Origin of the sequence: Microbacterium jejuense, assembly GCF_019511665.1 — a bacterium.
Taxonomy (GTDB): domain Bacteria; phylum Actinomycetota; class Actinomycetes; order Actinomycetales; family Microbacteriaceae; genus Microbacterium; species Microbacterium jejuense_A.
This window is the reverse complement of record NZ_JAEUAW010000003.1, coordinates 218,748-233,941: the sequence shown is the minus strand read 5'-3', so window position 1 is coordinate 233,941 and position 15,194 is coordinate 218,748. Positions and strand designations below refer to the sequence as shown.

12 protein-coding genes are annotated in these 15,194 nt (G+C 71.1%); 7 read left to right on the top strand and 5 right to left on the bottom strand.

Going from position 1 to position 15,194, the window contains the following annotated elements; translation table 11 throughout:
* Positions 1-3 precede the first annotated feature (3 nt).
* The 4 genes from JNB62_RS04975 to JNB62_RS04960 are packed head-to-tail and all read left to right on the top strand — an operon-like array spanning position 4 to position 1,545.
* Complete coding sequence (locus JNB62_RS04975; RefSeq protein ID WP_220299953.1) at positions 4-198, top strand: hypothetical protein; 195 nt, start codon at positions 4-6, stop codon at positions 196-198.
* 15 nt (positions 199-213) lie between these two features.
* Positions 214-636, top strand: a complete 423-nt coding sequence (locus JNB62_RS04970) for a TadE/TadG family type IV pilus assembly protein (RefSeq protein WP_308291727.1) — start codon at positions 214-216, stop codon at positions 634-636.
* The gene (locus JNB62_RS04965) at positions 611-1,099 is read left to right on the top strand and encodes a TadE family protein (protein ID WP_220299752.1); all 489 of its coding nucleotides are present in this window, start codon (positions 611-613) and stop codon (positions 1,097-1,099) included. The genes JNB62_RS04970 and JNB62_RS04965 overlap by 26 nt, the downstream gene beginning before the upstream one ends.
* On the top strand, positions 1,096-1,545 hold the full coding sequence (locus tag JNB62_RS04960) for a pilus assembly protein TadG-related protein (RefSeq protein WP_308291726.1): 450 nt from the start codon (positions 1,096-1,098) through the stop codon (positions 1,543-1,545). The genes JNB62_RS04965 and JNB62_RS04960 overlap by 4 nt, the downstream gene beginning before the upstream one ends.
* A 2-nt stretch (positions 1,546-1,547) precedes the next feature.
* Here JNB62_RS04960 and JNB62_RS19530 read toward each other — a convergent pair whose 3' ends face one another.
* Entirely contained in the window at positions 1,548-2,156 is a 609-nt protein-coding gene (locus tag JNB62_RS19530; RefSeq protein ID WP_220299751.1) for a response regulator transcription factor, read from the bottom strand.
* Between the two features lie 143 nt (positions 2,157-2,299).
* On the opposite strand from JNB62_RS19530, the gene JNB62_RS04950 reads away from it, so the two are divergent.
* On the top strand, positions 2,300-4,174 hold the full coding sequence (locus JNB62_RS04950; protein ID WP_220299750.1) for a hemagglutinin: 1,875 nt from the start codon (positions 2,300-2,302) through the stop codon (positions 4,172-4,174).
* A gap of 92 nt (positions 4,175-4,266) precedes the next feature.
* On the opposite strand, the gene JNB62_RS04945 is transcribed toward JNB62_RS04950, so the two are convergent.
* Positions 4,267-4,659 (bottom strand): tautomerase family protein, encoded by a 393-nt coding sequence (locus JNB62_RS04945; protein WP_220299749.1) that lies wholly within the window; start codon positions 4,657-4,659, stop codon positions 4,267-4,269.
* A gap of 217 nt (positions 4,660-4,876) precedes the next feature.
* Between JNB62_RS04945 and JNB62_RS04940 the strand changes: the two genes are divergently transcribed.
* Entirely contained in the window at positions 4,877-5,701 is an 825-nt protein-coding gene (locus JNB62_RS04940) for a serine protein kinase RIO (RefSeq protein WP_223230947.1), read from the top strand.
* A gap of 48 nt (positions 5,702-5,749) precedes the next feature.
* Here JNB62_RS04940 and JNB62_RS04935 read toward each other — a convergent pair whose 3' ends face one another.
* From JNB62_RS04935 to JNB62_RS04925, 3 genes are all read right to left on the bottom strand, one after another.
* Positions 5,750-6,820, bottom strand: coding sequence for a substrate-binding domain-containing protein (locus JNB62_RS04935; protein ID WP_220299748.1), 1,071 nt, complete (start codon positions 6,818-6,820; stop codon positions 5,750-5,752).
* 121 nt (positions 6,821-6,941) lie between these two features.
* Positions 6,942-10,049, bottom strand: coding sequence for an NPCBM/NEW2 domain-containing protein (locus JNB62_RS04930; protein ID WP_220299747.1), 3,108 nt, complete (start codon positions 10,047-10,049; stop codon positions 6,942-6,944).
* 182 nt (positions 10,050-10,231) lie between these two features.
* Positions 10,232-14,089 carry a S8 family serine peptidase gene (locus JNB62_RS04925; protein WP_220299746.1) on the bottom strand — a complete coding sequence of 1,286 codons (3,858 nt, stop codon included), beginning with the start codon at positions 14,087-14,089 and terminating at the stop codon, positions 10,232-10,234.
* 112 nt (positions 14,090-14,201) lie between these two features.
* On the opposite strand from JNB62_RS04925, the gene JNB62_RS04920 reads away from it, so the two are divergent.
* Entirely contained in the window at positions 14,202-15,185 is a 984-nt protein-coding gene (locus JNB62_RS04920; protein ID WP_222855717.1) for a TrmB family transcriptional regulator, read from the top strand.
* Positions 15,186-15,194: the final 9 nt, after the last annotated feature.

Sequence of the window (15,194 nt, the reverse complement as noted above, 5' to 3'; positions counted from 1 at the left end):
CGGATGCTGCGCCTCGTGGCGCGACTGCACGTGGCCGTCGACGACCTGGCCGACGACGAGCGCGGAGACGTTCCCGGCTGGGTCCTCATCACGCTCATGACGGCGGGACTGGTCGTGGTGATCTGGGCCGTCGCCGGTCCGGCGCTCGCGGACCTGTTCGACCAGGCGCTTCAGCGCGTCTCGGGCTCGGGTCTCTAGGCCGTGCGCGCCGCCGTGGCCCGCCTCGCAGCGGGCGTACGCGCCCGGCTGCGGGCGGAGCTCGGCGACGACACCGGCGCGAGCCCGGTCGAGTTCGTGCTGGTCGGCGCGCTGCTGACCGCTCTCACGCTGGCGGTGCTCCAGTTCGGGCTCGCGGTGTACGTGCGCAACGTCGTGCACGACGCCGCGGTCGAGGGCGCATACGAGGCGGCTCTGGCCGACACGACACTGGAGGACGGCGCGCATCGCACGCGCGACATCGTGACGCGGACCGTGGGCGCCGAGTACGCGACCGATGTCCGGGTCCGCGAGACGACGGCGCTCGGGCACGACGCCGTCGAGGTCCGCGTGACGGCGACCCTTCCCCTCATCGGCCTTCTGGGCGCGCCGCGAGCGCTGGAGGTGACGGCGCATGCGCCCGTCGAATCGTTCGACTGAGCCGGCGACCCCGCCGGCACCAGCCCCGTCGTCGGACGACCCAGAGCGGGGGTCCGCGGCGCTGGAGTTCATCCTCATCGGCCTGCTGCTGCTCGTGCCGCTGGTGTACCTCGTCGTCGCGCTCGGCCTCATCCAGGGTCAGAGCCTGGGCGCCGAGGCTGCCGCCCGCCATATCGCGCGGGCGGTGTCGACGGCGACGGACGCCGCCGATGCGCGCAACCGCGCGGACGCCGTCCTCTCGGCGGTCGCGGAGGAGTACGGCCTCGACGACGTCGGCCTGTCCGTGGAGTGCACACCTGCCGGCGCCGCGTGTCCGCGAGCCGGCGCCGCGCTGCACGTCACCGTCCGCACGACGGTGACGCTGCCCCTCGTCCCACCGGTGCTGGGACTCGATGATCTGGCCGCGATCCCGGTCGAGGCCACGTCCGTCCAGAAGGTGTCGCGGTTCTGGAGCGAACAGTGACGGGCCGTCTGCGGCGATTCCTGCGTCGTCGCGGTCCGCAGCCGCCCGACGACGAGGGGAGCGTCCTGCTGCTCACTTTGGGCTACGGCGTGCTCGCGATCGCCGTCATCCTGGTCTGCACGGCGGCGACCAGCCTGTATCTCGCGCAGAAGCAGCTCGACGCGGTGGCGGATGCCGCGGCTCTGGCCGCGGCGGACGGCTTCGAGCTCGCCGTGTCGGACGAGGGGGCGACCGCGGTGCTGTCGGACGCCGACGTGGAGCGCGAAGCACAGGCGATGGTCGCCGAGATCGGCCGCGACGCGACCCTCGTGTCGGCGGACTCTCCCGACGGCTCATCGGCACGCGTGACCGTCGCCGGTGTGTGGCATCCGCCTGTGGTCACGGTGTTCGTGCCCGAGGGCGTGCGGCTGGAGGCGACCGCGACGAGCCGCACAGCGCTCCGCTGACCTCACGTGCTCGGCACGGCCTCCGAGGCACGCGCCGCCAGCGCGACGGCCTCCATGCGGGAGTGCACGCCGAGCTTCGTGAGGAGGTTCTGCATGTGCGCGCCGACCGTCTTGATGCTGATGCCCATCGCCGTCGCGACCTGCTTCTGCGTGAGCCCTTCGGTCGTCAACGTCAGCACTTCGCGCTCGCGCTGGGTCAGGGCCGACAGTCGCCGCAGGTCGGCGGTCGCGTTGCGCGCCGGCTTCGTGCGCTCGATGAGGCGCCTCACACGGGCAAGGAACTCCTCGGCGTCCATGGACTCGGCGGCGTAGTCGTCGGCGCCCACGAGCAGCCCCGCGACCACGTCGGCCGGCGTCACGCGCTCGGCAGACACGAGCACCGCCGGCATGTCCGGGCCGTACCGGTCGCGCAGCTCACGCAAGAACCCGCATCCGCCGTCCTCCACCTCCAGGATCGCCACGGCCGGAGGCGTCGCTCCCAGAGAGGCGGCGGCATCCACTTGTCTTCGGAAGGCGGCCGACCGCAGTCCCAGACGGCGCAGCAGCGCCACGTAGTCGGCTCTCACGTGGTCTCCAGCGACCACCAGCGCGAATGCCTCTTCCGTGCCCACGATTCCCTCCCCGAAACCGCGTGCCTCGCTGGGACGGGCGCCCTAGGGAGTTTCCCCAAACTCCCTGCGCCAACACCCGATGGTTGCGTCCCCACGCGGTTCATAGCCTAAGGCCAGCAATGGCCTGGGGAAAGGGGAAAGCCATGCGCAAAGGGATGCGGCAGCGCGCGCTCGCCGCGGGAATCACCGGCTGTCTGGTCGTGGGGGTGATCGTCGGCGCAGCGTCGGCGGCATCGGCTGCGGTCATCGGCCCCTACAACATCGACGGGAACGTGCCGGATGCCGGCGCGACCTCCTACACCGACCCGAACGGCAACACGAAAGAGCTCGGGCCCCTCAACTCCAGCACCACCAAGATCGGAGTGATCCACAAGGACGCACTGCCCACGCTCGACCTCACCAACCCGAACGCCCAGGTCGATCTCAACCAGGTCTGGCTGGCCACGCAGCGCGTGAGCAGCAAGGACTACCTCTACTTCGCGTGGCAGCGCGACAAGGAGACGGGCAGCGGCTTCATCGCGTACGAGTTCATGAAGAACGCCGCTCCTGCCGCATGCGCATACGGGACCGCGACGGACGCACAGCTCATCGCCGGCTGCAACCCGTGGGCCAACCGCCAGGCAGGCGACTTCATGATCCTGTGGGACCAGCAGGGCGGCAGCACGAAGCTGTACGTCCGCACGTGGTCGGGCACCGCACCCAACCTCACGCTGAGCCCGCTGAGCGAGCTGCCGGCGGGCACGTACGACGCGAAGTACAGCGGCGACGGGTTCCGCGGCGAGGCGGCCATCAACCTGACCGACAACGGCATGGGGTCCGGCGGGTCGTGCCTCGCCTTCGCCAACGTGATCCCGAGCACCGTGACCGGCAACTCCGACACGGCCGACTACAAGGACACCGTGCTGCAGAGGATCTCGTTGAGCAACTGCACGTCGAAGACCGAGACCGTGGCGTCCACGGCCGCGGGCACGCCGCTCGGATCCACGGTGTCGATCGGCACCGGCGTCGTCGAGGTGAAGGACGTGGCGACGGTCACGGCGGTCGGCGGCAACTCCGTTCCCGGCGGCAGCGTGGCGTTCTCGCTCTGCAAGACCAGCGCCGGGGCCTGCATCCCGACCACGGTCACGGCGGTCGGGACGGTCGCGCTCACCAACGGCTCGGCCACCTCGCCGTCCGCATGGGTGACGTCGGCAGGCACATACTGCTGGCACGCCGTGTACGGCGGCGACGCGGCGCAGAACATCCCCGGGTCGAGCGACGACGGCACGAACGAGTGCTTCACGGTCACCCCGGTGACACCGACGCTGTCGACCACCGCGAGCGAGGACGTCGTCCTCGGCAATGCGGTGAGCGATCAGGCGGTGCTGGCGGGCACGGCGACGCAGCCGACCGCGAACATCATCGAGACGTCGGCGCCGCAGAACCTCACGCCCGCCGGCGGCAACATCGTGTTCACGGCGTACGGACCGGGCGACGTGTGCAGCGGCACCCCGGCCTACACGTCGGGAGAGGTGGGAGTGAGCGGTGACAACACGTACGCGAACTCTCCGGCCTTCGTGCCCACCGAGCCCGGCACGTACCACTGGGTCGCCGTGTACAGCGGCTCGTCGCCCAACACCAACGGGGTGACGCACAACGCGGACTGCTCGGACGGGAACGAGGACGTCACGGTCAGCACCGTGCCGTCGTCGATGACCACCGCGCAGACGTGGGTGCCGAACGACTCGGCGACGGTGTCGGCCGCGGCCGGCGGCAACGTCAAGGGAACCCTGACGTTCTCGCTGTTCGCCACGAACAACTGCGCGGGCGCGGTCCTCTACACGACCACGGCGTCGCTGGACGGCCCCTCGCCGCAGACCGGCTCGACGGCGAACACGACAGCCGTGACCGCTTCGGGCGAGTACTCGTGGCAGGTCAGCTACCACAGCGACAACCCGGCGCAGCGGCACATCGCGGCCAGCTGCCACGAGACGTCGTCCCTGACGATCGCGAACGGAGGCACCGCGACGAGCGACTGAGGATCCCGTCCCCCGTACGGGATGGCGGCGGCCGCGGGCGATGCCCGCGGCCGCCGTCACGTCCTGGGGCGATGCGCGAAACGGGCGGTCGGCTAGACCTCCACCGTGAAGCCGAGCTCGACGTCGGCGGCGGGCACCCCGCCGCTGCCCCAATTCTCGAATGCGCTCTCGCGCAACAGGATGGAGACCTTGTCGCGGGGGATGCCGAACGGCTCCAGTCGTTCGACGATCTCCCGGTACAGGGCCCGCTTGGCCTCGAGGGAACGGCCCGGGAAGCAATCGATCGTGACCCGGGTGTATCCGTCCGCGACCCCCGGCTCGGGGCCGTCGACCATGCGGTGCGGCGGGTAGGAGAGAAGGCGGCTGAACCGGTCCTCGTCGGGAATCTTGAACGCCGAGACCAGACTCCCGTGGACGGCGTCGATGAGGGCGACTTCTTCGGCGGGGGAGTACTCCCGCCGGACTTCGATGAGCACGCTCGGCATGCGCCCACGATAGGGGAACGGGGCTCACGGTCACGCACAGGGGATGGATGCCGCGCCGCGGGTTCCGCTAGAGTGAGCCCGATCGGTGCTCCGGCACCCCGGAACGGAAGGAGGTCGCATGATGGCTGCCTTTGTCGCGCCCCAGACCCCTTCCCTTGTTCTCGAGGTCGCCCGCACCCATTGACCGTCGGCGGCCTCCCGTTCTGGAGTCCATCCGATGTCATCTGCACGCTTCGACGTGTCATCTGCTGTGTCTGCGCCCGAGCTCGAGCCCGGCCCCGATCAGCGCTGGTCCACGTGGCCGGCCTCCCCGCCTACGCAGCGCGGTCCGCTGCCGCACCCCCCGTGGGTCGTCACCGCCTCCGGCGCGTTCGACACCGAGCTCGGCGTCGTCAAGACGGGCAAAGAAGCCGACGTCCACCTCATCGAACGCGCCGTCCCCGGCACGTCCGGGGTGCTGCTGGCCGCGAAGCGCTACCGCAGCACGCATCACAGCGACTTCCACCGCTCCGGCTCGTATGAGGAGGGGCGCTCGATGCGCAACACGCGCGACGCGCGTGCTGTCCACCGCAAGACCGCGTACGGTCGCTCGGTGGCGGCCGGGCACTGGGCGGCGAGCGAGTTCGAGGCGCTGTGCCGCGCCTGGCGGGCGGGGGTTCCCGTGCCGTACCCGGTGCAGGTGAGCGACACCGAGGTGCTCATGGAGTTCGTCGGCGAGGGCCGCACCGCCGCACCGCGGCTCGCGCAGAGCAGGCAGCACGGCGAGGAGCTGTGCGACGCCTTCGAACAGGTGGTGGCGATCCTCGGCTCGTTCGCGCGCGCTGGATTCGCCCACGGCGACCTGTCGCCCTACAACCTGCTCGACCATGACGGACGCATCGTCGTCGTCGACCTGCCGCAGATCGTCGATGTCGCGGCGAACCCGCAGGGGTACGACTTCCTGTACCGCGACGTCGTCAACGTGTCGACGTGGTTTGCGCGGCGAGGTCTCGACAACGACCCCGAAGCCGTCTTCGCCGACCTCGTCGCGATGATGTGGTGATGCGCCTCGTTGCGGAGTGTGGATGCCGCGCCCTGCGCCGACGCCGCGTCACGTCGATTCGCGCACGTTGATGGCCGGGGTCAGCTGGATGCGCTGCGCAGGGGCGAGGTCGCCCTGTTCGAGGCGGAGCAGGCAGGCCTCGAGCGCTCGGCGTCCGACGGCGAGCTTGGGCGGGGCGATCGCCGTGAGTGGCACGGTGGCGAACGAGGCGATCTCGTCGTCGTAGGCGACGATCGCGAAATCCTCGGGGACGCGCAGTCCCCGGCCCTCGGCGATGCCGAGCAGGCTCACGGCGAGGTCGTCCGGCAGGACGATCGCCGCGCGGATCCCTGCGTCCAGGCAGTCGTCGAGGAAGGCCCGCAGCACATCGGAGGTGGACCCGTCGCCCCATCGCAGCGACGGCGCGAACACGACGGGGGACTGCGCCATCCCGTGCCGGCGGGCGGCGCGCGCGTGGCCGTCCGCGACCCAGGGCGCCGTGGCGGTCTCTCGCAGCAGCAGGCCCACACCGCGGTGCCCGCGCTCGGCCAGGTGGTCGACTGCGAGCTCTGCGCCGAATCCGTGATCCGAGCGCACCGAGTCGACGTGCAGCGTGGTCGGCGCGCCGTCGGCCGAGCGCTCGACGAGCACGACCGGCGTGCGGATGTCGGCGATCGCCTGCCACGTCGTGCCGTCGTCCACGCCCGGGCGGGCGGTGACGAGCATGATGGCGTCCGCACCGGCGGCATCCAGCCGCGAGAGCTGGTGGATCTCCTCCCGCGGGTCGTAGTTCGTCGTGCCGAGCACGATGCGGATGCCGGCGGCGCGGGCCGCCTCGCCGACACCCCGGATGACGGGCGGGAAGTAGTAGGCGGCATCCGGGACGATCAGGCCGATCGTCGCGACCGGACGCGACGCGGTGCCGATACCGCGGGAACCCGTGGCGGGCGCGTCGGCCGTCTCGGGGAGGACGGCGCCGCCGTGCACCCGCCGGATGAGTCCCCGCTCGGCGAGGACAGCGAGGTCGCGGCGGATCGTCATGCCGCTGAGCTCCGTGCGACGGGCGAAGTCGGCGACCTCGAGCCGGCCGCGCAGCACGATCTCGCGGAGGATGCGCTCCCTGCGCTGCTCGGCGATCATCGGCTCACCCTAACCCGTGCGTGTTCGACCTGTGTGTCGGCGTGCGCCCGGCCGTCCGGCATCCTGCGCACGCCGCGGCGGGGGCGACGCCGGTGCGCCGCCCCCGCCGTGGACCCGTGGATCAGCGGCAGCCGATCCCCGTGTAGGGCACCACCGTGGTGGTGCGGGCACCGGCCGTCGTCGAGGCGACCACCGAGACCTCGCCGTCGGCCAGGGCCTCGCGGATCTTGAACGACGACCGCGTGTCCTTGCCCGGGTTCAGCGCCACCTTGACGTCATCGCCGAGGACGGTGTCGACCGCCACCGTGATGGGGGCATCGGTCTCGTTCGCGACGGTCACGTGCACCCACGCGTTCGGACCGCGGCATTCGGTCACCACGGAGACCGACGTCGGTACCGCGCTGCCGGCGAGCTCCATCGCGAACAGGCTCAGCCCTTCGCCGGTCACCGGGCTGCCCTCGGGGAGGGTCACGCTCGCCACCGGCTTGCCCGAGAGCGGGATGCGCTGTGCGAACACCGACGCCGGCGCCGTGACCGTCGAGATCGTGCCGCCGAGGTAGGGCTTCGTCCGCTGCAGGTACGAACCCGCGCTCGCCAGGACCACGGTGTCGGCGGCATCCGTCGACGCATCGCTCCACAGCGGCAGCGAGAGCTGCACCTGCTCACTGGTCCCGTCCTGGTAGTGCACCGTGGCGGTGCCCGATGTCGCTGCGCCGGCGGAGAAGCCGGCGACGATCAGCTCGTCGCCCTCGCCTTCGAGCGACACCTGCTGCCCGGCGACCTTGATCGCGTCGGGGGTTCCGACGGCGGTCGGGTGCCAGTCCAGCTCGGCGCCGAACGCAGCGGCCTTCTCGCCGACCGCGAGACCGGCGTCGGCGAGCGCCTCGGCCGAGAACACGCGGTAGTCCGCGGTCACGGCGCCGTTGCGCGGGTTGTCCGACGACGCCACGGCGGTCTGGTTGACCAGGGCATCGAACGGCAGCGCCGCCACCTCGACGCCCGGGCCCTGGTAGGCGCCGATGTTCGGCGTCGCGGGGATCGGGTTGCCGAAGAAGTCGCGCTCGCCGGCATCCGCGATCGGAACGCCCGCGCCCAGCAGCGGCGAGCCGACAGCGAGCTCGTAGCCGGGAAGCGCGCGGGTGAGCCGGCCGCTGCCTGCGGCGATCAGCTGCGGGTCGCCGACGATCGCGCCGGTCTCGGTGGCGGGAGGCTGGATGCCGCCGAAGTACGCGTTGTTGGCGTACACGCCGTTCGTCGTCTTGAGCGAGCCGCCGGTCGCGATGATGATGTTGTTCTTCACCTGGCGCGGCGCGGTCATGTCGTCTTCGAAGGGCCGGTTGAGGCACGAGAACGTGTTGTTGTAGATGAGGTGCAGGCCCGGTCCACCGCTCGCGCCGCCGAGGCGGCAGTCGTCCTGCGAGACGTTGTAGCGCAGGATCGCGTTGGTCGTGGTGGAGGCGGTGCCGCATCCCGAGATGCAGTCCAGGTAGAACCCGCCGGCGTTGCCGTACGAGTAGTTGTACTGGAACGTGCAGCTGCCCTTGATCTTCATGTCGCAGTCCCACGCGGTGGAGTCGTACGTCGATCCGACGCTGTTGCCGACCACGTTGTACTGGAACAGCGGATCGACCGAGTTGTACGGCCACATGCCCGCGAAGTTGCCCTTGAGGAACGGGTACTCGCCGTGCCCCAGATCGATGGCCGAGTTGTACTCGATGACCGGCTTGTCGGAGTTGTGGATCACGATGCCGTCGCCGCCCACCGCGCGGATGTCGTTGCGCGCGACGTACACCTTCTCGTTGTAGTGCCGGGTGGTGTCGGGCGCCGACAGCTTGATGCCGCCCGCTGCCGTGTCGTTGACGACGTTGTCGGTCACGGTGATGCCGTCGAACCAGCCGATGCCGTCGCCGAGCACCGAGATGCCCGCCGAGCGCGAGAACGCGTTGCCGAGGCTCGTCTTGTCGGACCAGCCGGCGACCTTCTCGACGTGGTTGCGCGTCAGCACGACACCGCTGCGCTTCGTGCCGTCGTTGATCTCGTACAGGATGCCGACACGTCGCTGGTCGGGCGTGCCCGGGTTGATCACATGCATGCCGTCGATGGTCCAGTTGCTGACGTTGAGCAGGTGGATGCCGGCGAGCGCGCCGTTGCCGTTGATCGTGGCCTCCGCGTCGCCGTCGCCGTAGGGCGCGACGGTGATGGGAGCCGTGGCGAGGCCGGAGCCGGTCGGAGCGAACGTGCCGACGCACTCGGCGCCGCGCCGGAAGCGCACCGACTGGCCGGGCTGGAACGGCTGCACGCCGCTCAGCTGCTCGAGAGAGGTGAACGGGGCGGCCTCGGAGCCGTCGCCGGTGCCGGTGGCGGAGCAGTCGACGTAGTAGACCGTGTCGGAGACCGCGACGACGTGCGCGGCGATCTCGCCGTGCGCAACGGCGCCGAACAGGGACTCGGCGCGCGCGGTGATCGTGTACTCGCCGGCTGAGACGTCGGCGGGTACGACGAACGAGGCCGTGGCACGTCCGTTGTCGTCGGCGTTCGCGATGACCTCCGTGCCCGCGAAGCCCACGGTGACGGGGGTCTGCGGGTTCGCCCCGTCGACGGTGACCGACACGGGCGAGCCCGCGGCCAGGAGCGACAGGTCGACGTCGGCCGCGGGGTTCACGGTGAGAGGCTGCGCGAGGTACTCGTCGGTGCAGTTGATGCGCAGATCGGCCCAGTCGGCGTGGTCGTTGCCGTTGCCCTCGGGCCCGGGCTCGGCGATGAGCTCGACGGTGCTCGCGCCGCGCAGATCGAGGTTCAGGCGGCCCGCGGGGTCCATGCCGCTGCGCGCCATGCGGAACTGCTCGGCGCCGTCGACCTTGACCACGAAGTCAACGCGGCCCTTGCCCGCCTGGCTGTCGTCGATGCCGACGTAGCCGAGCAGCTGCGTGCACTGCTGCCCGACGTCGTAGACGACGCGCGCAGGCGCGTGCGTGCCGAGCCCCTTCGGATACTGCACGCCGCGGATCGACTGGATGGTGCGCGTGGTGTCGGGCACGGCTCTGGCGCCGTTGCTGAAGTCGCGTTCGACCGGTCCCCAGCCGTTGTCGGCCGAGACCCAGTCGAGGTCGCTCGCGTAGTGGACGGCGCCGGCGAGACCGTCGGCGGCGAGAGCGGGCGCGGGAGCGCCCGTCAGGCACAGGGCGCCGACGGCTGCTGCGACGAGCAGCGTGGTCCGTTTGCTGGGCAAGGGATTCCTCCTCGAATCACACGGTCCGCGGCCCGGGATGACGGCGGACGATTCATCGTTCCAGCCGGTGTGCGTTCGGGCGATCGAAGTGAACAGAAGTGAACATCGGGCGATGGCTCATCCGCGGACGAACAAAGCCCCGGCGCGGGACACGCCGGGGCTTCGTTCGGGATCTCTCGATGTCAGCGAACGCCCTTCGCGGGCGCCGCCTCGAAGGCTCGCTCGATCTCCTGCGAGAAGGTGTTGCCCTCGGCATCCTTCGCCGTGACGCGCAGGTCGACCCAGCCGCCGGTGTCGGGCACCGGGATCTGGGCGGTGTAGCCGCTGACCCAGGCACGGCTCTTGACGAAGATGTCGCCGTCGTGCTCCACAGCACCCGTCGGGGCGTCCGTCTTCGCCGGCGCCAGCTCGACCCGCTTCCACTGTCCGTCCCCGCCGCGCACCTCGAGCGTCGCCTCGGTCACGGCGCCGGCCGGCGCGGCGCCCGCGACGTGGCCGAGCTCCAGGCCGAGAGTGACCCCGGTGCCCTTGCGGCGGCCTTCGCCCGCGAGGTTGCCGACGTTGACGTCGACGTCGTAGAACGCCTGGATCATCGGCAGCAGCCGGTTGTTCCAGTCGCCCAGCTTGCCCTCGGAGCGGAACGTCCAGTCGCTGACGGTCCTGGTCGATCCCGCGAGGTGGGCGCCGTCGTGCGTCGCGGTGCTCACGACGCGCCACTGCTGCTCACCGTCGGGAAGGTCGAAGACGTTGGCGCCCTGGTGCTCGGCCTGCTTGATCAGCTGGCCGTCGAGGTAGACGTCCGTGGACTGGTGGACGGTCGAGGGCTCGATCCACGTGTCGAACGTGCCCGTGTGCTCGGCGTTGCCGCCGTCCGCCCAGCTGGGGATGTTGATCTGCGCGTAGTCCGACACCCGGTACGGCGCCCAGAACCCGGTGGCGACGTACGGACGCACGACTCCGCCGAAGTACTCCTCCTCGGTGCGCTGACCCGGCTGGTACGTGCGCTGCTTGTCGCGGATCTCCCACATGACGGACGTCACGGCCACCCACTGGTTCCAGCGGAGCTGGTCGGTGTTGACCCACTCGGCACGGTCCATGCCGCGTTGAGCGCGGAACGGGAAGCCGCTGCCGTACTCGGCACCGGGCACGAAGTCGTACCGGAACTCGGCGACCTCCTCCTGCTGGCCGTGGTAGCGGGTGTCGATGCGGGCGAGGTCCTTCGACGTGTGCCGGTAGGCCATGTCCGACGGGATCTCGCCGTCGGCGTACTCCGCGATGTCGTACACCACGTCGGTCGCAGGCACGCCCACCGCCGACATCGTCAGCTTCTTCTTGCCCGAGATCTGCTCCCGCAGGGCGCGTCCCTCGACGCCGCTGATCTGGGCGACCGGGATGGCGGCATCCGTGAAGTCGGTCTCGGAGCCGACCCAGCCGTTGTGCTCGCGGTCCTCGTCGTTCGCGAGGACGACGAGCTTCACGCCGGCGGCGGCCGCGTCAGCGACCTGCTGGGATGCCGAGACGTCGGCGGTGCGCGTCACCACCGCGATCTTGCCGGCGGCGCCCGCCGCGGCCAGTTCGTCCGGCGTCCCGGTGCCGGCGTCGACCGCGGTCGCCTTGAGCGTTCCGTCGAGCAGCGTCGACCCGCCGGGGACGATGACGTCGAGCGGCTTCTTGCCGGCCGTGACGGTCAGCAGCGGCGTCTGCAGCCGCCAGCGCGTCGTGAAGCCGAAGTCGGCGTCGTCGACGGTCATGGGCTGCGCCCACATCTCGTCCGTGAGGATCGGCATCATCGCGCTGGCGAGGAAGTCGTCGACCTTGACGTCCATGCGGCGGAAGACGGACTCCAGCCCGTCCTGACCGACATCGACCGTGACCTGCTCGGCGGTGCGGGCGTCGAGTGCGACCGTCTTGTCGCCGTCGAGCTCCAGCGTGGGCTCGCCCACGAGCACGCTGGCGACGGTGTCGGGCGTGCGGTCGAGCTCCATGAACGAGACGAGCGAGTAGTCGCCCTTCATGAGGCGCAGCGTCGTCTCGCCGCCGACGTAGATCGGTTCGGCGAACTGCGTCGCGGGGTTCCACAGGTACGCGTACGTCTCGGCGGGGTTGCCGTCGAAGTCGGTCGCCGTGATCGTGAGGTCGTACCGCTCGGCCTCGGCGATGGTGCCGAGCGCCGTGCGCGCGACCGGCTCGCCGTCGACCAGGGCGACGAGGGCGCCCGAGAGCTGGGTTCCGGCGGGGACCTTCGCCGGATCCACCGTCATCGTCACGGAGCGGGTCTCGCCCGCCGGGATCGCGAGCGTCTGCGCGTCGATCTGGAGGGCGTCGAACGCGATGCCCGCACTGAGCGGGCCGGGCTCGCCGCCGCCGTCACCGGGAGTCGTGTCGACGAGCGTCGGCTCGAGGGTCACGCTGACGTCGGCGTCGGTGCGGTTCGTGTACTCGATCGTCCGGGTGACGGGCGCGGGCTCCTGACCCCACGCGAGCATCCCGAAGTCTCCCGATCCGGAGGCGACGACGGGCGCGTCCAGGGCTGCGGCGACGTCGACCACGCCCGTGCCGCCCTGATACGGCGTGTAGCCGAGATCCGTGGCGGAGCTGGAGAGCGCGGCCTTCAGTTGGGCGGCGGTGTAGTCCGGGTGCGCGCCGAGCAGGATCGCGGCGGCGCCCGCGACATGGGGCGTGGCCATGGAGGTGCCGCTCATGGACACGTATGCCCCCGAGCCGGCGCTGTCGGCCGAGCGCGCGGCGGTGACGTCGTTGCCCGGGCCGGTGAGATCCGGCTTCATGGCCCCCGACCGTGCGAGCGGTCCCTGGCTCGTGAAGTACGAGAGCGAGCCCGTCGGGTCGTCGACCGACCCGACGGTGAGCGCCTTCTCGGCCGATCCGGGCGCGCCGATCGTCTCGGATGCGCCCGCGTTGCCCGCGGCGACCACGAAGAGCGCACCGGTCTCTTCCGAGATGCGGTTGAGCGACTCGGCCATGAGGTCCTTGCCGTCGGACGCTTCGGTGGAGCCGAGGCTCATCGAGACGATCGGCGCGTGCTGACCGGCCCACTCCATCGCCTCGATGATCCAGGAGTCCTGGCCGTAGCCGTCGGCCCCCAGCACCTTGCCCACGAGCAGCTGCGCGCCGTCGGCGACACCGCGGTGCGTGCCGTCGCTGGCGGCGCCGGTGCCGGCGATGGTCGAGGCGACGTGCGTGCCGTGCCCGTTGGGGTCGGCATCGACCTCCTCGCCGGGCACGAAGCTCTTCGAGTCGCCGCTCACGTGGCCCTGCAGGTCGGGGTGGGTGTCGTCGTATCCGGTGTCGAGCACCGCGACGGTGACGCCTTCGCCGGTGTACCCCTGCGCCCATGCGTCGGGTGCGTCGATGTAGGGCACGCTCGAGTCCAGCGTGGCCCGCACCTTGCCGTCGAGGTGGATCGCCTGGATGCCGGCGGCCAGCGCAGGCGTCGCCGAGAACGATCGCGCCGACGGCGCCGACGGCGCCGTCAGCGCCTGCCACGCGGCGGCCGCATCCGCATGGCCGACGGTCGCCGCGGCTCCGCCGATGCTCGCGAGCGGAGCACCGACGTCCAGTCCCGGGACAGGGGCGGCGAAGGAACGCGCGGCCGCGGCATCCTGCTCGACGATGACGGGAGTGGCGTCGACGGACGCGTCGTCGTAGCCGAAGTCGATCAGGAGCGAGACGTTGAAGAGGTCCGCGTCGAGGACGCCGGCGGCGAGGTAGCCCATCGCACCCTCGGGGACCACGTGCAGATCGCCGCCCACCTCGTACGTCTGCACCCCGGCACCGTCGACGGCGGTGTCTACGGAGACGGTGTGGGTGCCGTCCGTGAGGTCGGTGACGGTGACGCGGTCGCCGGTGATCAGGGTGACGGTGTGCGCGTCGCCGGTGGCCGTGACCGTGGCGTCCGATGGGGCGGATGCCGGGTCGGCGGACGCCGGCAGAGCGGCGAGGCCGATGCCGGCGATGCCGATCGCCAGGCCGCTCGTGGCGGCGACGATCGGCCGCAGGCGGCGGGAGTGGGGTCGTGACATGCGCGAGCCTCTCAGGGTCCGGGGATCCGTTCCCCCCACCTTCGCGGGCGCGCCGCCTAAAGTGGGTGGCGGAGAAACGCCATGGCCACCATCCGCCACGTCGGTGCGCCTGATGGCCAGCGGAAGGAACGCCGTGCTCGACGCGCTCGGCCTCGATGAGGCCCACACCGCCGTCTACCGGTGCGTACTGCAGCAGCCGTCCGCCTCGGTGCCCGACATCGCGGCGGCCCTGAGCATGTCGCTGCCGCGCGTGCGCCCGATCGTCGCGGAGCTCGAACGGCTGGGGCTGCTCGCACGGCAGGCCTCGCAGAGCGACCGGTTCGTGGCATCCCCGCCGTCGATCTCGCTGCGGCCGCTGCTGCTGGAGCGCGAACGCGGACTCACCCGCGCACACGAGGCGCTTGTCGAGCTCAGCGATCTGTATCGGCGCTCGGCCGAGCAGCGCAGCGTGGCCGACGTCGTCGACGTGGTCATCGGCGACGACGCGGTCCGCCAGCGCGTCGCGCAGCTCCAGGCTGCCGCGACGCAGCAGGTGCGCGTGCTCGTGCTCAACGAGATCGCCCTCGTCAGCGGCGAGGAGAACATCGAGGAGGACCGTGCTCTCGCCCGCGGCGTGCGCTACCGGGTGATCGTCGAGAGCGCCGTGCTGGAGCGGCCGGGATTCCTGGCCGCCGCGCGCGAGATGGCGCAGATCGGCGAGGAGATCCGCGTCCTGCCCACCTTGCCGACGCGCATGTTCGTCGCGGACGACCAGATGGCGCTGGTCCCGATGCACTCGCAGGGGGAGGACGAGGGGTTCGGCGCTCTGCTCATCCATCCGAGCGGGCTGCTCGACCTCGTGACGTCGATCTTCGAGGAGTACTGGCGCACCGCCACCGAGTTCCTCCCGATCGCTGCCGCCCCCGCGGCGGAGGAGGACGTCGACCGCGATCTGCTCCATCTGCTGCTGCTCGGGGTGACCGATGCCGCTGCCGCGGCGCAGCTGGGCATCTCACTGCGCACGTTCCAGCGACGCGTCGCCGAGCTGATGACCATGGCGGGCGTCACGACGCGCATGCAGCTGGGCGCCGAGGCCGTCCGGCGCTCCTGGGCCTGATCCGCAGCG